This window comes from Hymenobacter sp. B81, assembly GCF_044628455.1.
Taxonomy (GTDB): domain Bacteria; phylum Bacteroidota; class Bacteroidia; order Cytophagales; family Hymenobacteraceae; genus Solirubrum.
Genome location: NZ_JBIYZW010000001.1, coordinates 402,134 through 425,439, shown reverse-complemented (window position 1 = coordinate 425,439; position 23,306 = coordinate 402,134). Strand labels below are relative to the sequence as shown.

The 23,306-nt window shown below is 65.0% G+C and carries 22 protein-coding genes; 15 read left to right on the top strand and 7 right to left on the bottom strand.

The genetic code is table 11. The annotated features are described in order from the left end of the window. Nucleotides 1-556 precede the first annotated feature (556 nt). Both ACE191_RS01775 and ACE191_RS01770 read right to left on the bottom strand, forming a co-directional pair. Nucleotides 557-2,086, bottom strand: coding sequence for a TROVE domain-containing protein (locus ACE191_RS01775; protein ID WP_400190461.1), 1,530 nt, complete (start codon nt 2,084-2,086; stop codon nt 557-559). A 182-nt stretch (nt 2,087-2,268) separates the two neighbouring features. Next, nucleotides 2,269-3,570 carry a PcfJ domain-containing protein gene (locus ACE191_RS01770; RefSeq protein WP_400190460.1) on the bottom strand — a complete coding sequence of 434 codons (1,302 nt, stop codon included), beginning with the start codon at nt 3,568-3,570 and terminating at the stop codon, nt 2,269-2,271. 859 nt (nt 3,571-4,429) lie between these two features. Between ACE191_RS01770 and ACE191_RS01765 the strand changes: the two genes are divergently transcribed. From ACE191_RS01765 to ACE191_RS01755, 3 genes are read left to right on the top strand one after another with little or no spacing between them, the layout of a single operon-like run. Beyond that, on the top strand, nt 4,430-4,831 hold the full coding sequence (locus ACE191_RS01765) for an NUDIX domain-containing protein (protein ID WP_400190459.1): 402 nt from the start codon (nt 4,430-4,432) through the stop codon (nt 4,829-4,831). A 48-nt stretch (nt 4,832-4,879) separates the two neighbouring features. Further along, nucleotides 4,880-5,845 carry a histone deacetylase gene (locus ACE191_RS01760; protein WP_400190458.1) on the top strand — a complete coding sequence of 322 codons (966 nt, stop codon included), beginning with the start codon at nt 4,880-4,882 and terminating at the stop codon, nt 5,843-5,845. After that, nucleotides 5,826-6,845: a hypothetical protein gene (locus tag ACE191_RS01755; protein WP_400190457.1), complete on the top strand. Its 1,020-nt coding sequence runs from the start codon at nt 5,826-5,828 to the stop codon at nt 6,843-6,845. Before ACE191_RS01760 ends, ACE191_RS01755 begins: the two co-directional genes overlap by 20 nt. Before the next feature lie 74 nt (nt 6,846-6,919). On the opposite strand, the gene ACE191_RS01750 is transcribed toward ACE191_RS01755, so the two are convergent. Together ACE191_RS01750 and ACE191_RS01745 are read right to left on the bottom strand one after the other, a co-directional pair. Further along, the gene (locus ACE191_RS01750) at nt 6,920-7,849 is read right to left on the bottom strand and encodes an alpha/beta fold hydrolase (protein ID WP_400190456.1); all 930 of its coding nucleotides are present in this window, start codon (nt 7,847-7,849) and stop codon (nt 6,920-6,922) included. Nucleotides 7,850-7,917: 68 nt separating this feature from the next. After that, entirely contained in the window at nt 7,918-8,505 is a 588-nt protein-coding gene (locus ACE191_RS01745; RefSeq protein WP_400190455.1) for a TetR/AcrR family transcriptional regulator, read from the bottom strand. Nucleotides 8,506-8,605: 100 nt separating this feature from the next. Between ACE191_RS01745 and ACE191_RS01740 the strand changes: the two genes are divergently transcribed. Beyond that, complete coding sequence (locus ACE191_RS01740; protein ID WP_400190454.1) at nt 8,606-9,025, top strand: DUF3592 domain-containing protein; 420 nt, start codon at nt 8,606-8,608, stop codon at nt 9,023-9,025. A 114-nt stretch (nt 9,026-9,139) separates the two neighbouring features. Here the strand turns inward: ACE191_RS01740 and ACE191_RS01735 are convergent, their stop codons facing one another. Both ACE191_RS01735 and ACE191_RS01730 read right to left on the bottom strand, forming a co-directional pair. Further along, nucleotides 9,140-9,607 (bottom strand): MaoC family dehydratase, encoded by a 468-nt coding sequence (locus tag ACE191_RS01735; RefSeq protein ID WP_400190453.1) that lies wholly within the window; start codon nt 9,605-9,607, stop codon nt 9,140-9,142. Between the two features lie 70 nt (nt 9,608-9,677). After that, on the bottom strand, nt 9,678-10,457 hold the full coding sequence (locus tag ACE191_RS01730; protein WP_400190452.1) for a helix-turn-helix domain-containing protein: 780 nt from the start codon (nt 10,455-10,457) through the stop codon (nt 9,678-9,680). A gap of 151 nt (nt 10,458-10,608) precedes the next feature. Between ACE191_RS01730 and ACE191_RS01725 the strand changes: the two genes are divergently transcribed. The 10 genes from ACE191_RS01725 to ACE191_RS01680 all read left to right on the top strand — a co-directional run bounded on the left by ACE191_RS01725 (nt 10,609) and on the right by ACE191_RS01680 (nt 21,826). Continuing rightward, nucleotides 10,609-11,007 (top strand): YbjN domain-containing protein, encoded by a 399-nt coding sequence (locus tag ACE191_RS01725; protein WP_400190451.1) that lies wholly within the window; start codon nt 10,609-10,611, stop codon nt 11,005-11,007. A gap of 99 nt (nt 11,008-11,106) precedes the next feature. Further along, a complete protein-coding gene (locus ACE191_RS01720; protein WP_400190450.1) occupies nt 11,107-11,820 on the top strand; it encodes a PspA/IM30 family protein in 714 nt (237 codons plus the stop codon). 77 nt (nt 11,821-11,897) lie between these two features. Then, nucleotides 11,898-12,545, top strand: a complete 648-nt coding sequence (locus tag ACE191_RS01715) for a hypothetical protein (protein ID WP_400190449.1) — start codon at nt 11,898-11,900, stop codon at nt 12,543-12,545. Nucleotides 12,546-12,632: 87 nt separating this feature from the next. Continuing rightward, nucleotides 12,633-12,767, top strand: coding sequence for a hypothetical protein (locus ACE191_RS01710; RefSeq protein ID WP_400190448.1), 135 nt, complete (start codon nt 12,633-12,635; stop codon nt 12,765-12,767). A 52-nt stretch (nt 12,768-12,819) separates the two neighbouring features. Then, the gene (locus ACE191_RS01705) at nt 12,820-14,985 is read left to right on the top strand and encodes a flotillin family protein (RefSeq protein WP_400190447.1); all 2,166 of its coding nucleotides are present in this window, start codon (nt 12,820-12,822) and stop codon (nt 14,983-14,985) included. Nucleotides 14,986-15,090: 105 nt separating this feature from the next. Next, a complete protein-coding gene (locus ACE191_RS01700) occupies nt 15,091-15,456 on the top strand; it encodes a hypothetical protein (RefSeq protein WP_400190446.1) in 366 nt (121 codons plus the stop codon). Nucleotides 15,457-15,499: 43 nt separating this feature from the next. Continuing rightward, entirely contained in the window at nt 15,500-20,464 is a 4,965-nt protein-coding gene (locus ACE191_RS01695; RefSeq protein WP_400190445.1) for a DNA repair ATPase, read from the top strand. A gap of 14 nt (nt 20,465-20,478) precedes the next feature. Next, on the top strand, nt 20,479-20,880 hold the full coding sequence (locus ACE191_RS01690) for a DUF3592 domain-containing protein (RefSeq protein WP_400190444.1): 402 nt from the start codon (nt 20,479-20,481) through the stop codon (nt 20,878-20,880). 104 nt (nt 20,881-20,984) lie between these two features. After that, nucleotides 20,985-21,365 carry a DUF3592 domain-containing protein gene (locus ACE191_RS01685; RefSeq protein WP_400190443.1) on the top strand — a complete coding sequence of 127 codons (381 nt, stop codon included), beginning with the start codon at nt 20,985-20,987 and terminating at the stop codon, nt 21,363-21,365. A 44-nt stretch (nt 21,366-21,409) separates the two neighbouring features. Beyond that, nucleotides 21,410-21,826 (top strand): DUF3592 domain-containing protein, encoded by a 417-nt coding sequence (locus tag ACE191_RS01680; protein ID WP_400190442.1) that lies wholly within the window; start codon nt 21,410-21,412, stop codon nt 21,824-21,826. 58 nt (nt 21,827-21,884) lie between these two features. Here ACE191_RS01680 and ACE191_RS01675 read toward each other — a convergent pair whose 3' ends face one another. Beyond that, nucleotides 21,885-22,340 (bottom strand): DUF3060 domain-containing protein, encoded by a 456-nt coding sequence (locus ACE191_RS01675; protein WP_400190441.1) that lies wholly within the window; start codon nt 22,338-22,340, stop codon nt 21,885-21,887. Between the two features lie 145 nt (nt 22,341-22,485). On the opposite strand from ACE191_RS01675, the gene ACE191_RS01670 reads away from it, so the two are divergent. After that, the gene (locus ACE191_RS01670; protein ID WP_400190440.1) at nt 22,486-23,106 is read left to right on the top strand and encodes a hypothetical protein; all 621 of its coding nucleotides are present in this window, start codon (nt 22,486-22,488) and stop codon (nt 23,104-23,106) included. The last annotated feature ends 200 nt before the right edge of the window (nt 23,107-23,306 follow it).

The window sequence follows — 23,306 nt, the reverse complement described above, 5'->3', positions numbered from 1 at the left end:
TCTATCTGACTGAGCTACCGCCGGTCCCGAAAGGCCGGCGGGCGGGATTCGAACCCGCGACCTGGGCGGTAATGGCGCGAAGTAAGGCTGAGCTACGGCACCCGATGGAATGGCTTCAGCCAGCCGGGGTAATGAGGCGACAAGCGTAACGTACGGCCCGTGGGCCGCTCTGCTCTACCAACTGAGCTATTGCCCGCAGCCGGGAGCGGCTGTCAGGCAAACAAGATTCGAACTTGTGACCCGAAGTAGCGCTTCTCTACGACACCCGACTGGCTGTATGCCATGCTGACTCAATTCGTTGGCCGGGGCAACCGGTAACGTGCGCCACGTTTTCGTTTGCGGGCTGGACGCCGGCAGCAGGATTCGAACCTGCGCGGTGCAGCAACCGTTGCGCTGCACCCGAAAACCAAACCACGAAGCAGCGCCCGTTTACGGCACCCGGCCAAGTGAATCGGTCAGCAGAAAGGTTGATTATGTGGGTTTCATGACGAAAAAGAGTTGGTAGCGCGGGAGCGGCAGCCCGCTTGACTATGCTGCCGCCCCCAACCGCGTGGGTTTACAGATCTATTGTTTCGATTTCAGTGAGGGCCGAGCCGCCGTTTTCCAGCGCCTGCAGCACGTCGAACACTTTGTCGGACCAGCCGGCGATGAGCGCCACGCCGTCCGGCTCGCGCACGTCCAGCGGGGCGTGGCCGTGGCCGGCCAGGTCGAACAGGTACAGGCGGGCCCGGGGCGCCACCGTGCGGCGGTACTGGCGCCAGGCCTGAGCCAGGTCGTGGCCGTCGCCGGTGCTGTTCCAGAGCTGGCAGTCGGTGAAAATCATCACCTTGTCCACCCGCTCGTTGTGGCGAATCAAATCCTGCACCACCAGGTGGCCGTTGGTGCTGTAGCCCACCTCGCCTTCGCGGCGGTACAGTTCCTGCACGTTGCCCAGCACCCGGTCCTGGGGCAGCGGCACGCGCTTCCACCGGTCGCCGAACATGCCGGTTACCACGTGCTGGCAGCGGCGCTGCAGCAGCATTCCGAGCACCAGGCCCACGTCGTAGAGCAGCACTTTGCTGCGCGGCGAAATCGGCTGCTGCATGGAGCCCGACACGTCGCAGGCCACCACCACGCGGGTGTCGGGCCCGAAGCCGCGCAGGTTCTGCGTGGAGTGAGCTATGGCCGTTTCCAGCGCCGCGAGGATGCCCGCTACGTGGCCGGAGCGCAACGTGAGCAGTTCGCGGTAGGCCGCCAGGTAGCGGAAGGGCAGCTGCTTGCTGCGCGCCACCGCCCGCTCGTCGGTCAGGGCTGCCGTCAGCTGCGCAATGGCCCCGGCCGATACTTCGGCTTCGAGGATGTTGCGCAGGTTACGCAGCAGGGCCATGTAGCCCAGCTTGCCGCTGCCGATCAGCTCCTCCCACTTCTGGCGCACGGCCGTCTGCCGCGCCGCATCCGAAGTGAAGGTTTGCTGGCCCAGGGCCGACAGCTCGGTTTCCCAGGTGTAGGGCGTGGGCAGCTCGCCGCGCACCAGCTGGTCGAACAGCTGCTGCTGCTCGGGGCTTTTGGCCTGCGGGTGCACCAGGAACAGGGCGTCGCGCAGGCGCACCTGCCCGGCGCGGTCGTACTTGGCCAGCTGGTAGCCGTCGAAGCGGTTGAAAGCCAGGGCCAGTCCTTTTTGCAGCTGCTTGGAGAGGCGGTTCAGCTGCTTCGGCCCCTGGCGCTGGTTGGCCAGGGCGTAGAAGGCCAGCAGCTCGGTAATCTCGTCGGCGCGCTGCACCACGCGGGCTACCAGACGGCTCACCAGGTTGTCGCCGCGGTGCAGGCGGGCCAGCTCCACGGCCAGCACCAGCGGCACGGTGCGCAGGTGCATCTTTTCGCGGGCGTACACGGCCAGCCGGGCCACGAAGAGCGGCTCGTTTTTGGCCACCAGCTCGCGCAGGCGCTGCAGGCGGGTATCGGCTTTTTCGTAGAACTGGTCGCTGAGCGCGGCCGTGGCTACGGCGGCGTACAGCTCCAGCTGGGGGGTGAGGGAGTAGGCCGCCGCGCCCGCGTGGTTCACCACGTCGGCCGGCTTGTTTTTGCGGAATCCAAAGTTGAAGCGCATAGTAAGTGGGGAGATAATGAGGTGGTGAACAATTGATTTTCGGGCAGTACGGCGGCGGTGCCGGTCGTCCGGTCGGGCGCAGCTGAAGCACTCCGCTGGATCGGTAGTCTTCCCTTACTACCATCCGGCACCATTGCACGGAGTACCCCGGCTACGCCCGGCGGAACAGTATTCTCAGGTGATTACCCAAACAGGTGCTTGGGAATCAGCAGGCGGTTATCGGTGGCCCAGCGCTGCACCCAGCCCAGTTCCTCCTCGTTGAGGCGCCGGTTGAGCAGGCCCCGGGCTTGCACCACGGTGCGGTTGGCCTGCACCTCCAGGGTAAGGGCCCGGGAGCCATCCAGCGTGAGCGAAAAGATGCCGCTGCGCCCCCGCTGGCAGGCGCCGAGGTAGGAGGCCACGCAGTGCCGCAGGGCGCGCCCCTCGTCGATGAGGTCCCAGTAGCTGAGCAGCTGGGTGATGCGCACCTTGCACTTGCTGCCGCCGGCAAAATCCTGCACCGGCAGCGGCTCCCAGGTGGTGCTGTGCGCCGGCTCGTTGTCGGGCTGGCGGTGAGCGGCTTTGGCCAGCTGGCGGTGCCACTTGGCCGTTTGCTCCAGCACGCTCTGCATCGAGCGGCCTTTCAGCGAAAAGCCCGGCTGGGCCGGCTCGTCGCCGATGCCCACGCTGCGCTTGCGGTGAATCCAGTCGCACACCGGTCCGAGCTGGTAGGGGTCGACCATGGGCGCGGCGGCGAAGAACTCCACCACCCGCAGCCAGAACTCGTCGTCGCGCTCCAGGCAGCGGCCCAGGCGGGAGTCGAGCACCGGCCCGAGCCACTGAGGCAGCTCGCGGGCGGCGAGCTGGGCGTAGCGCAGGGCCTGCAGGAAAGTGTAGCCCGCCGGCGCCAGGCGCAGGTGGTGCTCCACCTTGCGGGTAAGCTTCACCGGCAGCCGGTGGAAGGTGCGCAGCGCCCCGCCCCGGCCCAGGTGCACCGTCAGGTCGGCGATGTTGAGGCCGTCGTGGAGGCGGCCGGCGGTCCAGGAGTTGATAATCCAGGCCGGTACGTCGCCGTACTGGTCGAAGAGGTGGCGCACCAGGCTTTCCAGCTGCCGGAAGGGATTCCGGGAGCGGGGCTGCCAGTCGGCCAGCTCCCGGCAGCGGTGGCGCTGAAAGTCGGCTACCGCGGCCAGGGCCGGGGCCAGCTCGGGCCGCCATAGCAGGGTGCTGCGCTTGGCGGCCAGCCCCCGCAGCAGGGCGGCGCACCGGTCGCGCTGCTCCCAGGTTTTTTCGTGGGCGCAGTGGCGGTAAAACTGCGCCAGGGCCGAGTCTTCGCCGAAGTGGGCGTCAATGACGGGCAGCGGGCCCTGTACGCTGAACAGGTAATTCACCTGCTCTTTGGGCGACATGCGGCGCCAGTCGACGCGCCGGGCTGCTGCCAGGACTATGCGGGCTTGCTCGGCTTGCCAGACGGCGTGCGGTAGGGGTTTGAGGCGGTTGGCCATCGGTCGGGGTGCCCCGCGCGGGGGCTATTACCGATTGAAGAATCAGACATAAAGGGGGCCGCGGGAGCGGCTGGTTGAAGCAGAAGTCTGAACGATTCGTACATGGTGGTGTCTGGCAAAAGGGTGTGGAATTCTGGCCAACAATTAATGCGTGATTAATTGCGGTTGCGCAGGTATTTATTGCAGGAATAATTCGGGCAATATTTTCCCAGGCGACAATTATGTAGTCGCAAATCCAGGAATTAATTACCGTGAATCAGGTCTGAGGAACAGCCATCGGCCCGGGTAGCTAGTGCCGTTAGCAGCTGCGTTTTCGCGGCGGGGTATTGGGGCAGCTGGCTGGCCTGTTGTCGCTCCGCCACCGCAGCGCGGGCACCGCTAAGCGGGCAGCAAGGCTAGGCTGGGATTGGCGGTTCGGCATCATGGCGGTAAACGAGTTAGCAAGCAAGTGAAAAACAAAACGCCCGAATCTGGTAGGATTCGGGCGTTTTGCAAGTTGAGCTTCTATCGAAAGAGCTTCACTCCGTTGCGTGCGCGCCGAACCCCGGCTGGATCTTATCCTCCAGGCTGGATGGCATACCGAGATATTGGTTGAAGTGGCGGCGCATGACGAATGAAGTCGTTGGGTCGTGTAGGTTTGGGGCTTTGAACGGGTCAAAGGTAGAAAGGTTATTTTTCACCAACCAAATATTTTCAGGAGTTTTTTAAAATATTTTTCACCCTGGTTTATTCAATACCCTGGGGCGGCAACCCGCCGGCCTAATTACCTATCACGCTTGAATTGCAATTAGTATTAAGCCACCGTTTCTACTTGCTTTGCGCATTGAAGCAACTCTGCATTTCGCCAGCCCAACAACGAATGATGATCATTGAGAAAGTAGCTTGGCTACACTTGCAAGAAGGCAAGGTTCTGGCCGCCCGCAGCCGGGGTCATAACCGGTTTTACTTTCCCGGCGGCAAGCGCGAAGCCGGCGAAACCGACGAGCAGGCCCTGCTGCGCGAAATCGAGGAGGAGCTGACGGTGCGCCTGCGGCCCGCTACGCTGCGCTTCCTGGGCAGCTTCGAGGCGCCGGCCCACGCGCAACCTGCGGGCACGTTGCTGCGCATGAGCTGCTACGCGGCCGAGTACGAAGGCACGCTGCAGCCCGCGGCCGAAATCGAGGAAATGGCCTGGCTCACGTACCGGGACCGGCCTCGCGTGTCGGCCATGGCCCAGCAGCTGTTCGACTGGCTGCGGCAGGATGGCCAGCTGGCCGACTAAGCCTCTGCCCTGCTCCCGTCCGTACACGAGCAGCCCCTTGCGCCTCCCATGCCCTGCCTCGCCTCTTCCGACCGCTACTCCATTCAGCTGCCCGCCGGCCACCGCTTTCCCATTGCCAAGTACGAGCTGATTCGCGAGCAGCTGCTGTGGCAGGGCATCGCGCAGCCGGTGGACATCTACGACCCGGGCTTCTGCGCCGAGGAGGACATTCTGCGCGTTCACACGGCCGAGTACTGGAGCAAGGTGAAAGAGCTGCGTCTCTCCCCCGCCGAGGTGCGCCGCCTGGGTTTGCCGCAAAGTCCCGAGCTGGTGCGGCGCAGTCTCTCGTCGGCGGCGGGCACGGTGCAGTCGGCCCGGCACGCGCTGCGCGACGGCGTGGGCCTGAGCCTGGCCGGCGGCACCCACCACGCCTTTGCCGACCGCGGCGAGGGATTTTGCGTGCTCAACGATCTGGCCATTGCTGCCGCCCACTTGCTGCACCACCGCCAGGCGCGGCAGGTGCTCATCGTGGACCTGGACGTGCACCAGGGCGACGGCACGGCCCGCATCTTCCGCCACGAGCCGCGCGTGTTTACCTTCTCCATGCACGCCGGGGCCAATTACCCGCTGCGCAAGGAGCAGTCGGACCTGGACGTGGCGCTGCCCCTGGGCATGACGGATGATGCCTATCTAAAGCTGCTACACGACACGCTGCCCGATCTGGTGGAGCGTGTGAAGCCCGATTTCATGTTCTACCAGGCCGGCGTGGATGTGCTGGCCACCGACAAGCTGGGCAAGCTGGCCCTGACGCCCGCCGGCTGCCGCCGGCGCGACGAGCTGGTGCTCGGCCTCTGCCACGAGCGGCAGCTGCCGGTGGCCGTGAGCATGGGCGGCGGCTACTCCGAGCGGCTGCGCGACATCGTGGACGCGCACTGCCAGACCTTCGCGGTAGCCTACGCCTTGTGGGGCCACGCGCCCTGCCGACCTTTGCCGCCATTCCCCGAAACCCGTTCCGATGCCCCTGCCCAAGTTTGAGGAGTTTGACTCGTCGCGCACGCCCGCCGCGCAGCGCGGCCTCAGCCGCCCCGCGCAGCCCGAGCCGGGCACGGTAGCGCAGCAGGCTTTCCGCGCGGCCGTGCAGGCCGTGGAAAACCTGCGCGACCAGGTGCAGGCCCTGGAAAAGGAGCAGCGCGAGGCCAAAAACAAGTACTGGCGCCAGGTAGGCCCGCTCGCCGATGCCGTGGTGGCTAGTCGCCGCCGCTTGTTCGAGCCGCTGGAAGCCGCCCTGACCACCGGCTACTTCAGCCGCCTGGAAGAGCAGCGCATTAAGGAACTGCTGTGGCGCAACGCCCAATCCCTGCAGCAGCGCTTCGGCGAGGAAGTCGACGAGCTGCTGCTGCGCTACGCACCCCGGCGGCCCGTGCCGAAGTTCGAGGACGACGAAGCCGAGTCGGCGCCCGTGGCGGCCAAGGCGCAGCAGCACCACGAGCACTACGCCCACCAGCGCGGCAAGCGCAAAACCAAGGCCGAGCGCGACCAGGAAGCCGCTGCCCGCGCGCTGCAAGCCGATCAGCAGCGCCTGCAGGCCGGCACCAAGGCCGTGTACCGGCAGCTGGCCCGCACCAATCACCCCGACCTGGAGCGCGACCCGGCCGTGGCGCAGCAAAAAACCGCGCGCATGCAGCGCATTACCCGCGCCTACGAAGCCAACGACCTCTACGCCCTGCTGCAGCTGCTGGCTGAGCACGGCGCCGGGGAAGCCGACACGGATTCGGACGAGCTGCTGGCCCGCTATACCCGCGCCCTGCAGCAGCAGCAAGCCGAGCTGAAGCTGCGCCTGCAGCACCTCAAGTACGGCGACAAAAACGCCTTTCTGGGGACGGGTAAAAAGCAGGAAGCCGAGCTGCGCCAGCTCAAGCGCGACCTGCGCGCCGAAGCCGACTACCTCGCCCTGGTGCTGCAGGCCGTGCAGGACCCCGCCGCGCTGCGCCAGCTGCTGCGCGAGCTGAACGAAGCCGGCCAGGAGGAAATCTAGCAGTCGGCGTTTGCAGCCCGCCGAAGACGCTGCGGCCTCGGCGCAAACTGCAGCGTCTTCGGCGGGCGAAAAACCTAGGCCAGAAACCGCGCCACCAGCTGAATCACGCCATGGTCACGCATGATCTTGTTGTGGCCCAGCCCGGTGGTCGGCTGAAACTCGATGCCGGGCCAGCTGCGCGCAACGTCCTGCGCTTCGGTGAAGGGCACCGACTCATCCTGGCAGTCGTGCAAGAGCAGCACGCGGCCCGCCTGCATTTTCGCGGCGGCCTGGGTGAGGCTGAAGCTTTCGGCGTCGCGGCCGGTCTGCTCCTGGATAAACCGGCTCATGCGCTGCACTACGGCGGCGGGCAGCTGCAGCAGATCGGCAAAGCGCTGGGCCACGGCGGGGGTGCTACCGGGTGCGCTCATCAGCACCAGCCGGGGCAGCATTCCGTCGGCGGCGCGGTTGAACTGCACCGGCAGCCCGGCCGTGGTAGCCGCGCCGAAGGAATGTCCCACCACAGCCCACACCTCGCCCAGGTAGTCGGCTACGGCCTGGGTGGCGCGGCCAAACTGGGGCAGCGTCGTCAGGCGGCCGGGCGAGTTGCCGTGCGCGGGCCCGTCGAAGGCCACCACGCGGTAGCCGGCGCGCACCAGTCCATCGGCAAACACGCCCCAGAACGCGGCGCGGTGCTCCCAGCCGTGTACCAGCAGCACCGTGCGCCGGCCCCGCGGGTTCCACTCGTAGCAGGCCAGCTCGCCGGCTTCAAAGGGCACCCGAAAGGCCCGGGCTGTGGCCAGCGTGGCCTCTTCCCACCGCCGGCGCGGCAGCCGCCGCGGGGTGCAGAACGTGCGCCAGGCCGCGCGAAACGCCCATTCGGTGGAAACGGCCGCCAGCAGCCGGAACATCAGGCGTACCAGCCCGATGCCGGGCGGCTCGGCGTAGCGAAACTCGGTGTGCGCGGCAGGCAGCGGCTCGTGCCGCGCCCGGCACTCGTAAGCGGGCGAAAACGTATTCAGCATAACCAGGCAGAAGGGAAGTAAACCAACGGGGCCGAGCGGGCCGGCCAAACAAACGCAGGCAGTGGTTTTCAGGCGGGCTCCAGAAGCTCGGCGCGCACCTGCGCCACAATGCGCTGGCACTGCTGCTCGTCGTGCACGCGGGCCACCTGCAGGGCGCCGGCCAGGGTGGTGAGCAGCTGCGCGGCCTTGCTCACGGGGTGGCCGCGATAGTGCAGGGAAGCGGCGGCGCGGCCGGCCGTCAGCACGCCCGCCAGCCACTCGGTCAGCTCCACGTTCAGCGTACGCAGCTCCTGCTGCATGGCCGGCGGCAGGGTCTGAAACTCGGCCGCCAGCGCCCCGAAAAAGCACACCTGCTGCCCCGTAGCGGCGCGGTTGAGGTACACGTCGACCAGGGCTTCAAACTGCTGGGGCGGGGTCAGCTCGGTTACGCGGGGCAGCTCGCGCCACTTGCGCAGCCGCGCCAGCTGCCGCCGGATAACGGCCACGCCCAGGTCTTCCTTGCTGGGGTAGTGGTAGTGAATGGCAGCGGGCTTCACGGCCAGTTCCCGGGCAATGTGCTGGTAGCTGAAGGCATTGAAGCCCCGGGCCAGCAGCAGCTCCTCCGCCAGATTGAGGATGCGGGTGCGGGTGTCGAAGGTGGTTGCGGGGGTGGGCATGACGGGGTAAAGCTACTTACTTACTAGTAAGTAAGCAAAATAGGATGGCGAAAATATTCCGTCCTGCTTAGCTTAAGCCCCCGCTGCTCGTCGAACTGCCATGCCCCTGATCTTTCCCGCCGAAGCCATCATCTTTCTGGTAATGGGCGCGTTCTTCACGGCCGCGGCCGGGCTGGGCCGCCGCAACCAGCGTGCCCGGCAGCGGCGGGGCGTCGTGGCCGCGGCCCTGCTCATCGGGCTGACGCCCGCGCGCCGGCTGCTTACGCCCCGGGTGCGTTTTACCACGCCCGCCGGGCGCACGGTGGAAGCCGAAACCGAGTCGGCGGCCGAGGCGGGCCGCTACGCCGTGGGCCAGGAAATAGCGGTGGTATACGACCCGCTCGACCCCGAAAACGTGGATCTGGCTGATGCCCGGCCGGCCGGCACCGGGTTCCTGCTGCTGATCGGCCTGCTCTTCCTGGGCATCGGCGCCTTGCAGGTGCTGGGCTATTTACCCGTCTTCGAGCGTCTGGACGAATAGTTTTTCCGCCCGGCCCAAACCAGCATTGCCCCGCTGCCGCGGGCGGTTGGGGCACCAGCGGGAGGGGGCCGCTACCTGAAGCTACGCTTTACTTGCGGCCGTGAACCGCAGCGGCTATTGTTCGAAGTGGTAGAGGAAGGTTACCAGGCCGTTGTAAGCGGGCTTGGGGCTGTCCTTGATTTCCAGCGTCACCTCAATCTGGGCCTTGGCAATGCCGCGCAGGTTGCGGACCGCCACCAGCCGGGCCCGCAGGCGCACTTCGCTGTTCACCGTCACGGCCTGGTTGAAGCGCAGGCTCTCGATTTCGTAGTTCACCTGCATCTTCAGGTTTTCCATGGTCACCACCTGCCCCCACAAGTAGGGCAGCAACGCCAGCGTGAGGTAGCCGTGGGCAATGGTGGCCCCGAAGGGCGACTCGGTGCGGGCCCGCTCGGCGTCGAGGTGAATCCACTGGTAATCGAGCGTGGCGGCCGCGAAGCGGTCAATCTGCTCCTGCGTGATGGTGTGGTAAGGCGACACGCCCAGTTCCTGGCCGGTATACTGTTCGAGTTCGGCCAGGCTGCGGATGGTCAACATGCTCATGAGGGGAAAAATGGCGGGCGCGGCGGGCCCGAAAAGGCGAAAGGCAGCGGCAAAGTACGGCTGACGGGGCTTATTCCAGCCGCCCCAGCAGCTCCTCTAGCTGCTGCTCCAGCCGGCTCACGCGCTCTTCCAGGGCCGAGGGCGGGCGCAGGTGGGTGGTAAACACGGCTTTCACTTCCCAAATTTCCAGGGCCTGGTCGAGGGCAAATTCCAGCGTGCCGTAGTCGGGGTTGTCGGCGCGCAGCTTGAGCTTTTCGTCGGGCAGGCGCTCTACCAGCCGGCGCACCAGCAGGCGGCTGGCCGTAACGAAGGCGTAGATGCGGCCGGGGCGCAGCAGCGGCGCGGCGCGGTCGACGCGGCGGCAGAGCACCACGTCCTGGTGGCGCAGGCCCTGTTGCTGGTGCTGCATTTCGGCTCCCTGAATCTCGAAGGCCCGCGTGGCGGCACCCAACGCGTGGGGCAGCGTCAGGGCCGGCAGGGCGTCCACGAACGCCTTATCGTGGTAGTGCACGATGTACTCCAGCACGCGGTCGGCCTTCACCCAGGGCGTTACCTGGCTGAGCTTGTCGGCCTCGGCCACGGCATCGGTTACCGGCCCGGCCTGGATGTCCTGCTGAAAGATATCGAAGCCGTAGAGGTCGTTTACGGTCAATTCTTTCGTCAGTAGCAGGTCTACCGACAAGCCAAAATGATGAGCAATCTGAATCAAGGTCTCCATTTTGGGCTCGGAGCGCCCTTCTTCATAGGCACCCACGCTGGGCCGGGCCAGCCCGAAAAGCTCCGCAAAAGCCGCCTGGCTCAGCTTCTTAACCGTGCGTATCTTGCGGATATTGTTGCCGATGTAGGACATTACGCCGAAAAATTTTTACGCTCAAACTTTGAGCATAGCCAAAACTTTCAGTATTCTTGCAGCGTAAAGCTACGACAACCACCTCAGAACCCGCATTCCCAACGCCAGTTATTTGAGCCATGCTCATAACCCTACCCACCGCACCCTGCCTATGACCAACCCTTACTTTGCCACTATTCACCGCCACCTGCTCACGCTGGGCTTCGACATCCGCCACGCCGACGAATCGGACGGCATTCTGGTCGTCGACCACCCTGCGCAGGGCATCCGCAACCTGGTGCTGGGCTGCGGCGAGCCGCTCCTGATCTTGGAGCAGTACCTCCTGGAGCTGCCGGCTCCCTCGTGCGAGGTGTACCAGCGCCTGCTGCAGAAGAACCGCGACATCATCCACGGCGCCTTCGCCCTCGACGATTCCGGCCGCAAGGTCATCTTCCGCGACACGCTGCAGATCGATACCCTCGACCTCTCGGAGCTGGAGGCCGTGCTGAATTCCCTGAGTTTGCTGCTCAGCGAGTTTTCGGAGGAGCTGATAGCTTTTTCGAGGGCTTAGGAACCCAGGGATTAGGCATTGGTCGCCTGCCTCAAGCCCCAACCGCTCCTCCCTCTAAGCCCTAAGACCTAACCCCTAATTCCCTAAGCCCTACCCGCCATGAACCTCTTCGCCCGTCTTTTCAAAATCGGCCAGGCCGAGTCGCACTCCGCCATCGACCAGCTCGAAGACCCCATCAAAATGACCGAGCAGGCCCTGCGCGACCTGCGCCAGGACCTCGACAAAAGCCTGCAGGCCCTGGCCGAGGTGAAGGCCATGGGCATTCGGGCGCGCAACGAGGCCGAGGGCTCCCGCAGCAAGGCCCTCGACTACGAAAACAAAGCGGTGCTGCTGCTGCAGCGCGCCCACAAGGGAGACCTGGCAACTGCCGAAGCCGACCGTCTGGCCGGGGAAGCCCTGGGTAAAAAGGCCGAGCACGAAGCCCACGCCACCCGCGCCACCGCCGACCAGCAGCGCTTCGAGCAGTCGGCGCAGCAGCTCGACCAGAACGTGCAGACCCTGCGCCAGACCATCGGCCAGTGGGAAAACGAGCTAAAAACCCTCAAGGCCCGCGTGACGGTGAGCACCGCCACCAAAACCATCAACAAGCAGCTGGCCCAGCTCGACTCGTCGGGGACGGTGGCTTTGCTGGAGCGCATGAAGGAAAAAGTAGCCGTGGAAGAAGCCCTGGCCGAGTCGTACGGCGAAATTGCCCAGGAAAAGAAAAGCCTCGACCAGGAAATCGACCGGGCGCTGCAGGCCGGGGGCGGCCAGGCCGCGGCCGACCTGCAGGCCCTCAAGCAGAAGCTGGGCCTCAACACGCCCCCAGCCTAAGCCGGCCCCGCCGGGCCGGCACGCGGCCGCTGGGTTTGCCGCCGCAATGTTTTACCTTCACCTAAGCCGGCTATCCTATGACTGAATTGCTACACGCGGCGGCCTCCCCGCCCAACCTGCTGGCCACGGGCCTGCTCATTTTCGTGCTGCTCTACTGGCTCACGGTGATGGTCGGCCTGCTCGACTTCAAAACCCTGGACCTGCACGTGAGCCCCGACGCCGACCTGGGTCCCGACGCGCACGGCCCGCACCACGCCCACATGGGCGTCGACTGGATCAACAACGCGCTGGCCTTCTTCAACCTGGGTCGCGTGCCGCTGATGGTGTTTCTGAGCTTCGTGGCCCTGCCGCTGTGGGTGGGCAGCATCCTCGTCAACTACTACCTCGGCAACCACTCGCTGCTGCTGGGGCTGGTGCTGGCCGTGCCGCTGTTCATCGGCAGCCTGCTGGTGGCCAAGGTGCTTACCCTGCCCTTCGTGAAGCTGTTTGCCAGCCTGGAAAAAGACCAGGCCGGCAGCCTCAACCCCGTGGGCAAAGTATGCACCGTGCTGCTGCCCACTTCGCGCCAGCACCTGGGCCAGGCCAGCATCCGGGCCGAGGGCGCCGCCCTCACCCTCAATGTGCGCGCGGCCTCCGGCGAGCTGCGCAAGGGCGACACGGCCCTGGTCATCGACTACGACGCCGCGCGCCGCTGCTACCTGATCGAGCCCTACGATGCCCGCTGAGCGGCCCCTCCCCGAGCAGACTGCTCGGCCAGGAGATGCTGACTGATGTTTTCGCGCTTTTTGCCTAACCCCACACCAACCACCGCTATGATCCTGCCCGACCTACTGCCCTATCTGACCCCGCTGCTCGACTTCACGACCACCCTGACCGACTGGCTGGCCGCCGCGGGCTACGCCGTGGGCCGCTTCCTGAGCGCCCTACTGGCCCTGCTGGCCACCTGATTTGCCACTTGCTTTTCACTTTCCTCCCGACCCAACTCTACTCCTTACTTACATGCTTGAACAATTATCCCTGGCAGTGCTGGCTATAGTCGGCCTGTTTTTGCTGGGCATCGTCGCCATTGTGGTGAAGATGTACCAGAAGGCCGTGCAGGGCGAAGCCCTGGTGCGCACCGGCCTGGGCGACTCCCGCGTGTCGTTTTCCGGCATCTTCGTCATTCCCGTGCTGCACAAGCTCGAGGTGATGGACATCACCCTGAAAACCATCATCATTCAGCGCGCCGGCAAGGAAGGCCTCGTGTGCAAAGACAACCTGCGGGCCGACGTGAAGGTGAACTTCTTCGTGCGCGTCAACAAAACGGCCGAGGACGTGGTGCAGGTGGCCCAGAGCATCGGCGCCCGTCGCGCCTCCGACCCGGCCGCACTGGAAAACCTCTTCGACGCCAAGTTCTCGGAGGCCCTCAAGACCGTGGGCAAGCAGTTTGACTTCATCGAGCTCTACAACTCGCGCGAGCAATTCAAGCAGGAAATCCTGCGCATCATCGGCACCGACCTGAACGGCTACGTGCTCGACGACTGCGCCATCGACTACCTGGAGCAGACACCGCTGTCGGCCCTGAACCACGACAACATCCTGGACGCGGAGGGCATCAAGAAAATCATTGCCCTGACCTCGGAGCAGAAGATTCAGGCCAACGCCATCGAGCGGGAAACCCAGAAGACCATCAAGAAGCAGGACGTGGAAGCGCAGGAAACCATCCTGCAGCTGGAAAAGCAGCTCACCGAAAACCAGGAAAAGCAGCGCCGCGAAATTGCCAGCATCAAGGCCCGCGAGTCGGCCGAAATTGCCAAGGTGCAGCAGGAAGAAACCCTGAAATCGGAGCGCGCCCGCCTGACCACCGAGGAGGAAGTGCGCGTGGCCGAGCAGAACCGCGACCGGCAGGTGCTGGTGGCCGAGCGCAACAAGCAGCGCACCGACGCGGTGGAAACCGAGCGCGTGGCGCAGGCCCAGGCCCTGGAAGCCAACGAGCGGGAGCGAATTGTGGCCCTGGCCCAGATCGAGAAGGAAAAGGCCGTGGAGGAGGAGCGCAAAAACATCCAGGCCATCATCCGGGAGCGAATTGCGGTGGAGAAGGCCACCGTGCAGGAAGAGGAAAAGATCAAGGACACCCGCGCCCAGGCCCAGGCCGAGCGTGACAAGCTGGTAGCCATTACGGCCGCCAAGCAGCAGGCCGAAGCTGCTACGGTGAGCCTGGTGGGCGAAGCCGACATGGCCAAGCAGGCCGCCGAGTTCCGCGCCAAGCAGGCCCTTATCGACGCCGAAGCCGAGAAAGCCTCGGCTGAGTTCAAGGCCCAGGCCATTCGCACCCTGGCCGAAGCCGAAGCCAGCAAAGCCACTGCCGTGGGCCTGGCCGAAGCGCAGGTGATGCAGGCCAAGGCCGTAGCCCGCCAGAAGGAAGGCGAAACCGAGGCCACCGTGCTCCAGCTCACCGCCTCGGCCGAGGCCCAGGCCATTCAGGCCAAAGCCGCCGCCCAGGCCGAAGCCGACGAGAAAATCGGCATCGTGGCCGCCAAGGTCAACCGCGAGAAGGCCATGGTCGACGTGGACGTCATCGACGCCATGGCCGACGCCGAGCAGAAGAAGGGCCTGGCCGAAGTGCGCGTGAGCGAGGAGAAGTTTGCGGTGGAAGCCAAGGGCATCGAAGCCAAGGCCGACGCCATGAAGAAGCTCGACGGCGTGGGCAAGGAGCACGAGGAGTTCAAGCTGCGCCTGGCCAAGGACCAGGCCGTGGAGCTGGCCGAAATCAGCATCCAGAAGGACATTGCGGCCGCGCAGTCGGGCGTTATTGCCGAGGCGCTGAAAGCCGCCAAAATCGACATCGTGGGCGGCGAGACCATGTTCTTCGACCAGATCATCGGCTCGATTACCAAGGGCAAGAGCATCGACCGCGCCGTGGGCAACTCCCAGGTGCTGACCACAGTGAAGGACACCTTTTTCCCGCTCGATGGCAACGGCGGCGACTTCAAAACCAACATCACCAAGTTCGTAAACCAGTTCGGCCTCAGTTCCGATGACGTGAAGAACCTGAGCATCTCGGCCCTGCTGCTGCAAATGATGAACAAGGCCGGCGACGACGCCACGCGCAACACCATTACCCAGCTGGCCGGCACGGCCAAGATGCTGGGCCTCTCGGATAAGATGGTGAGTACGCTCAACTAACGGACCTCTCCCCTAGCCCCCTCTCCCCGCCGGAGAGGGGGACTGGTTTCTGGCCGTGCGGCGAACAGCGCTTAGGCCGGCATCAGCCCACGAAACCCCATACCAGTGACGACCCTAAACGCCACATCTACCAACCGCAAGCAAGTAGCGGCTCTGCTCTTGGGAATCGTGCTGGCCATTGCCCTGTGCGTGGGCATTGTGTACAAGGTCAGGCAGGAAACCCGGCAAAAGCGGGCGTTCATCTTGAAAAACCCGGGCGTTGCCACGGGCATCATCACCCGGCGGCGAACCATCAAGAGCCGGCGCGTTACGATTCGGTACCGCGTGGGCGGGCAGGACTACACGCTGCGCGCCCGCACCAGCCGTGCTTTCATGCGAGGCCACCGGAAGGGCGACACCACGGCCGTCGTGTACGCCAAAGCCGACCCAGCGCAGGCACTGTTGAAAGCCAGCCTGCAGCGCAACGACTAATTACCTCCGTGACGCCCAACCGTCACGGGCCCTTACCATAGCCATGGAAACTACCGCCGCTCCTCAACTTGAAACCGGCACCTACGAAATCCTGCGCAACCGCCTCAGCAAGGGCGGCTCGGAGCTGCGCGTGCGGCTGGACAAGCTCAACACCGCCCGCAAGCAGGTGTTTGGGGCCCTGGACTGGCAGCTGCTGGGTACCGGGCGCCTCACCACCGAGCACAACTGCGTGCCCATGGACATGGTGGCGCTGGGCGACAAGTTCCTGTTCGGCTACAACGTGCTGCTGGGCCTCAAAACCGAGGTCGATTTGCAGGACGTGTTCGGGGTGTACCAGTACCAGCGGCCGGAGTTTCGGCCCCTGGGCTTGGCGCTGATCGAGGACAAGGCCTTCCTGGAGGAGCTGCGCAACCTCTACAAGTACTACAAGAAGACGCGCTTCGTCAAGTTTGCCCAGCGCGGGGAGCACCTGTTCATGGTGTTCCGGGTGGGCAAGACGGCCAACGACATCAAGACTTTTAAGTGGCTGGTGCAGGGCCAGTCGTTGGTGTATCTCGACAACCGCTCCGACCACGAGTACACCTTCCCGCCCCAGCACGAGTTCCAGTGGAAGCGCGCCACCCGCGACATGCACCGGGCCGGCAAGCACCCGCACATCAGCATCGAAGACAAGGTGTTCGTGGAGACGGTGGGCGGGGATTTAACCATCAAAGTCGAAGACAATACCAAGACCGGGCAGGGTATTTACTCCGAGCCCGTCGACAACAAGGACCAGACCCTCGACGACGCCGAAATCCACTACGCGGTGGTCGGCCAGCTGGTCTTGCTCAAAATCCGGCCCTACCAGGAGTCCGGCTTCCGCTACTTCCTCTACAACACCAAGCTGCGCCAGGCCCAGCGCCTCGACGCGCTGGCCGACGCCTGCGTGCTGCTGCCCGACGGCCACGGCCTGATCTTTCCCCACGGCTACTACCTGCAAACCGGCGACGGCAAGCAGTTCGAGCAGGTGCCCCAGGAGCTGGTGTTCGAGAAGCGCGTGGCCTCGCCCAACGGCGAGGATTTTCTGTACGTGTTCTTCCAGAAGGACAACGGCCTGTATTTGCTGCTGAGCTACAATCTCATCAGCCAGAAGGTGGCCGCGCCCATCGTCTGCCACGGCTACGCCCTGTTCGAAAACGGCGAGCTGTGCTACTTCCGCGCCGACGAGGAGCCCAAAAAGCACCACACCGTGCAGATCTGGCAGACGCCCTACACCGCGCCCGACTTTCAGCTGCCGGCGGTGCAGGACGGCTACCTGGGCAAGCTCGGCAACAAGGAAATTGTGCGGGCCATGGCCGAGGCGCAGGAGGTGCTCACGCTCATCGGCAAGGACGACTCCTACACCGGTCTCTACCTCGACCTGATCCGGCGCACCACTACCCTATCGGACTCCTACCACTGGCTGGCCGAGCCCGGCGCCGAAAAGCTCGCGGAGCCCCTGCAGGATATCCGGCAGGCCGCAACCTCGGCCGTGGAGGAGTTCGACAAGGTGCAGCGCATCCGCCGCAGCACCCAGGAAACCACCCAGCAGGTGCTGGGCCGCGCCGCCGAGCTGCGCGACCTGATCAAGCGCACCGCCGACGCCACCGAGGTGCAGCAATACGTGCAGCAGCTCTCGGACCTGCGCCAGGTACGCGGCGAAGTCATTTCCCTGAAGGAGCTGCGCTACGTGGATGCGGCCGCCGTGGAAAAAGCCGCCGGGGAGCTGCAGGGCTTGAGCCAGGAAGTGGCCCAGCGCACGGTGGACTTCCTGCTGCGCGATGACGCCCTCACGCCCTACGCCGCGCGGGTGCAGGCCCTGGGCGCGGGCATCGAGCAGCTGCCCACGGTGACGGAAGCCAACAAGCTCGAACAGGAGCTGAATGCTGTAGCCGCCGAGCTGGAATTGCTCATCGAAGTGGTGGGCAACCTGCCCATTGCCGACCCGACGCAGACCACGCGCATCATCGACAACATTTCGGGCATCTACGCCGGCTTCAACCAGCTGCGGGCCGCCCTCAAGCGCCGCCGCCAGGCCCTGGCCGGCACCGAGGCCCAGGCCGAGTTTGCCGCCCAACTCAAGCTGCTGGAGCAGGCCCTGGTGAACTACCTCGACCTCTCCGACACGCCCGCCAAGTGCGACGAGTACCTCTCGCGCCTGATGGTGCAACTGGAGGAGCTGGAAGGCAAGTTTCCCGAGTTCGACCAATTCCTGAGCCAGCTGGCCACCCGCCGCGAGGAAGCCTACGAAGCCTTCGAGGCCCGCAAGCAGAGCCTGGTGGCCGCCCGCAACCAGCGCGCCTCGGCCCTGCTACAGTCGGCCGAGCGCATGCTGAAAGCCGTGCAGAATCGCGTGAGCAAGCTCACCGCGGTGGCCGACATCAACGGCTACTTCGCCGCCGACGTGATGGTGGAGAAAGTGCGCCGCACCGTGGACGAGCTGCTGGCGTTGGGCGACGCGGTGAAGGCCGACGACCTCCAGTCGCGCCTGAAAACCGTGCGTGAAGACGCCGTGCGCCAGCTCAAGGACCGCGCCGACCTGTTCGTGGACGGCGGCCAGGGCGTGCGCTTCGGCCCGCACACCTTCACCGTGAACACCCAGCCGCTGGAGCTGACGCTGGTGCTGCGCGACGGACAGCTGCACTACCACCTCACCGGCACCAACTTCTACCGCGCCGTAGAGGACGCCGCCGTGGAGCAGGCCCGCCCGGTGTGGGAGCAGACGCTGCCCTCCGAGAACCACGACGTGTACCGCGCCGAGTTTCTGGCCTACCAGCTGCTCACCGCCGCCCAGCACCCCCAGCCCGCCGCCGAAGGCCGCCCCGCCACGCTGTCGGTAGCCGAGCTGGAACGCCTGAGCCCCGCCGACCTGCTGGCCTACGTGCAGCAGCACATGGCCCCGCGCTACGCCGAGGGCTACCTCAAAGGCGTGCACGACCACGACGCGGCCCTCATTCTCGCGGCCCTGGTGCGCCTCACCCGCGCCACCGGCCTGCTGCGCTACCCCACCGAAACCCGCGCCGCCGCCAACCTCTACTGGCACCGCTTCGCCCCCGCCGACCGGCAAGCCCACTGGCAGCACCAGATTCAGGGCCTGGCGCTGCTGCTACAGGTCTTCCCCGACGCCCGCGAAACCGGCAAGCTCACCGCCGAGCTGCAAACCGCCATTGAGCAGTTCGCGCAGGAAACCAGCCTGTTCACGCCCGAAGAAGTTGCCGAAGCCGGCGAATACCTGCTGCACGAGCTAATTCAGCAGTCGTCTGGCTCCCCCTCTCCCTCGGAGAGGGGGCCGGGGGGTGAGGCCCCCGCCTTCACCACTTCCGCCGAAGCCGCCGACCTCTCCGAAGCTTTCCTGAAGCACCTGAAAGAGCGCCGCGCCGCCGACACCTTCGAGGCGTCGGTAGCGGCCCTGGCCCAGCAGCCTGCCGCCCAGTACCAGCTGATTCGCCAGTGGCTGCGGGCCTTCCTGCAGCAGGCCGGCCACCCGGTCTGGGCTGCATTTTGCGACGAAACTGCCGCCCTGCTCGCCTCCCGCAGCTATGCCCCCGAGCGCGTCATTCGCACCCCGCTCACGGAAGTGCTGCCCGACATGCGCGGCAGCCACCCGCGTCTGGTCACGAGCAACGAAAAACAAAAAACGAGTTACGAGCTCAACTTTCCCCACTTCCGCCGCCGCCTGCATCACTTTGCCCAGCACACGCTGCCCCAGTTCGAGCAGTTTGCCGAGCTGAAAAAGCAGCTGCTAACCCAGGCCGCCGAGCACATGCGCCTAGCCGATTTCCGCCCGCGCGTGCTCACCTCCTTCGTGCGCAACCAGCTCATCGACCAGGTGTATCTGCCCCTCATCGGCGCCAACCTGGCCAAGCAGATCGGCACGGCCGGGGAAGGCAAGCGCACCGACCTCATGGGCCTGCTGCTGCTCATCTCGCCGCCGGGCTACGGCAAGACCACCCTGCTGGAGTACGTGGCCAACCGCCTCGGCCTCATCTTCATGAAAATCAACGGCCCGGCCATCGGCCACGCCGTCACCAGCGTCGACCCGGCGCAGGCGCCCAACGCCGGGGCGCGGCAGGAGCTGGAGAAGCTCAACCTGGCCTTCGAGATGGGCGACAACGTGATGATTTACGTCGACGACATCCAGCACTGCCACCCCGAGTTTCTGCAGAAGTTTATCTCGCTCTGCGACGCCCAGCGCAAGATTGAGGGCGTGTACCAGGGCCGCGCCCGCACCTACGACTTCCGCGGCCGCAAGGTGTGCGTGGTGATGGCCGGCAACCCCTACACCGAAACCGGCGACGTGTTCAAGCTGCCCGACATGCTGGCCAACCGCGCCGACATCTACAACCTCGGCGACATTCTCACGGCCGGCTCCGAAGACGCCTTCCGCCTCTCCTACCTCGAAAACGCCCTCACCAGCAACGCCGCCCTGGCCCGCCTCGCCGGCCAGGCCCCGCAGGACGTGCCCACCCTCATTCGCCTCGCCGAAACCAACCAGGCCGACGGCCTCTCCTTCGAGGGCAACCACGCCCCCGAGGAGCTGAGCGAGTACGTGGCCGTGCTGCAGAAGCTGCTGCGCCTGCGCGACGTGGTGGCCCGCGTCAACGCCGCCTACATTGCCTCGGCCGCCCAGGCCGACGCCTACCGCACCGAGCCGCCGTTCAAGCTCCAGGGCTCCTACCGCAACATGAACAAGCTGGCCGAGAAAGTGCGCCCCGTCATGAACGAGCAGGAAATCGAGCAGCTACTGGCCGCCCACTACGAGAGCGAAGCCCAAACCCTGACCAGCGCCACCGAAGCCAACCTGCTCAAGCTGCGCGAGCTGCTCGGCTGGCTCACCCCCGAGCAGCAGCAGCGCTGGCAGCAGATCAAGCACACCTACCAGGAAAACCTGCGCAACTCCCAGACCGGCCAGGTGCTGCAGGTGCTCACCAGGCTGGAGGCCATTGCGGGCGGCCTCAGCGGCATCCGGGAGGCACTAAAGCAGGAATAGACAATACATAAGTTATGGAGGGTATTGATATCGTAGGTTTCATTCTTGTAGCGGTTCCAAGTATGATTATCACACTGGTTTCCCTGTATAGAGTGCGTCAAAAATTTCGACTACAACGAACCGGCGTAACGGCGGCCGGCACAGTAATTTGGATTGACTACGAAGCAGGTAAGTCCCCGGCTTTTTATCCAGTGATTCGTTTCCAGAATGCTCAGCAGGAATTGATAACAGTCCGCTCCAGCTTTGGCATTACTACTGACCGCTATAAAGAAGGCGACGAAGTCACAGTGCGTTTTGATCTGTCCGACTCAAACAGCGTGAGTATCGATGGGCAGGGACTAAGCTTCGGCGACTGGATGCTTGTAGTCTTCGGAATTAGCGGACTGGTATACGCCGTATGGAAATATCTCCCTTAGATACCCTCCGCAGCTTTGGCACCAACTAATTGCTCATCAAACTCGAAGCCATTGCCGACACCCTTAATGGGATTCGAGAGGCGCTTAAGTCCTAGCACATCCCCATGCCCCTTGTCTCCCCCACCGCCGACGCCGCTTTACTGCTTCTACTGGGCGTAACCCTGGTGGCCGCAGGGCAGCTGAGCCGCCGCCGCTACACCCGACTCGTCGAATACGGCGAGCGTACCCGCGGCACCGTTGTGGCTATACAAGGCCAGGGAGACGACCGCCTGGCCACCATCCGCTTCACCACCCGTACCCAGCAGAAAATTACCGACCTGGTATACCACAGCGCCTACACCGTCGGCGACGAGGTACCCATCCTCTACGACCCCGCTGTACCCAGCCACTACGCCATCGGCGAAGGTTCCCCGCTAGGGTTCTATGGCCTCACCATAGGCGGGGGCTGGCTGGTTCTATACGCGCTCTGGCGCCTTGTTTTCTAACCCGGCGGCCCCAGCCGCCAACCCCTGAAACCCCAACCCGCCCCATGCCCACCCTCGACGCGGCCGATGAGCGCCTGATTCAGCTCGTCGTCTTCGGCGGCTTCTTTCTCATCGGGGCCATCCTGATGCTGCGCAAAGCCGCCCACATCCGCCGCCACGGCACCGAAACCACCGGCACCGTCATTCGCCTGGAAGAACAAACCAGCCGCAGAAGCACCGTGTACGTCCCCGTCGTGCGCTTCCTGACGACGCAGCAGGAGTGGATAACCGCCCGCTACCACCAGGGCACCAACCCCGCCAGCCACCACGAAGGCGAAACCGTGCGACTGCGCTACCTCCCCGCCGACCCCACCACCTTCACCATCATGGCCCCCGGCTCCGATTTCATGCTTTATCTGTTCCTGCTGCTCGGCGCCGGCATCATCGTCTACGCCCTCATCGAGTACGTCGGCTTCTGGTAACCGCCCACGGGCACCGACCGCCGCCCGGCAACACAATCAGCACCCCGGCGCCCGCCCGCTACTTCACCTGCGAAATGGTATTGTTCTTCCCGGCATTCTGAATGTTGGGCGTATCCCCCTTCCAGGTCACCACGTTGTTGTCGCCGGTTACCTGAATGGATTTGACGTGTTCCAGCACCACCGTGTTGGCATTGCCTACCGCGTAGAAATCCTTGCCGCGGCCCGTAAACGTGGCCTGGTTCCCGTCGCCCAGCACCTGAATATCCTGCCCGTTCACGGTCCGCGTCTGCACCGAGTTGTTGCCCGTGATGATGATGTCCTCGCTGTCTTGCGTGGTGTACACCGAGCTGCCACCTTCGTCGGTGGTGTGGCCCGCCGGAACCGGAGCCGTGGCTACCTCGGCCGGCGGCGCTGTTACGTCAGCGGCGGCGGCCTGGTCGGCTTCTTGCTGGGAACACGCGCCCAGCCCGGCCCCCAGGGCCAGCAGCAGCATAAAAAATGGGTTGCGTAGCATTGCAGTAGACAGAATGGTAATGCCTATTTCCTACGAGCGATAAGCTCAGCGGTTTCTTCCCGCCAGCCCTGCCCCATGCAACCCGCCCCCCCGTTCCAGCCTCCTCGCCCCAGCCGCCTATCTTGCCCGCCCCTTTATTCCCCGCATGCCCGCCACCGTCCGCTTCGCCCTGCTGGCCACCGCCGCCAGCTTCGCCCTCGCCGCCTGCAAAAAAGACGCCGACCTCGCCCCGCCCGAGCAGGTCGTGCCCCTGCGCGTGGGCCACACCTGGGAGTACACCCGCTACCAGTACAACGCCGACGGCCGCATCACCGACAGTACCACCGTCGTGCGCTCCGTGCGGCGCGACACCGCCCTGGCCGGCAGCACCTGGTACATCCTCTCCGATGGCAGCATCGTGCAAAACGGCCCCCAGGGCTACCTGCGCTACAACCCCGGCAGCCTCGGCCACGTCATCGTCTACCCCAACGCCACCTACGGCGGCTCGCCCGGCTACAACTACGTCTACCCCACCCACACCCTGTGGGTGCTCACCTCCCGCGCCGCCGCGCCCGCCCCCGTGCCCGCCTCGCGCCAGCGCCACACCGCTACCCGCTACCACATCGAGCTGCAATACCTCTACCCCGCCCAATCCACGCCCCTCATCCAGCTCGCCGACGACTACATATCCCCCACCCACGGCCTCGTGCGCGCCGACCTCTACTCCCGCTCCACCGGCCTGCTCCAGCAGCGCCTCGAGCTTCAGCGCTTCACCCCTCAGCCCTAAGCCCCCGCCCGGCTCCGGGCAGCCCCCTTCAGCGGTTACCCCAAGGCCCCCTCGCCCGGCACTTACCCAGTAGGCCTTCCTGCCGCCATCCCGGCGCCAGGGAGGCCTAACCTTTTTACAGTCATCCGAGTTAGCTCAACCAGCCAGCAGTTGCCCCGGCCGCCTCCCCGTGGCAGCAGAAGGCCCAAAGCCCCACCCAC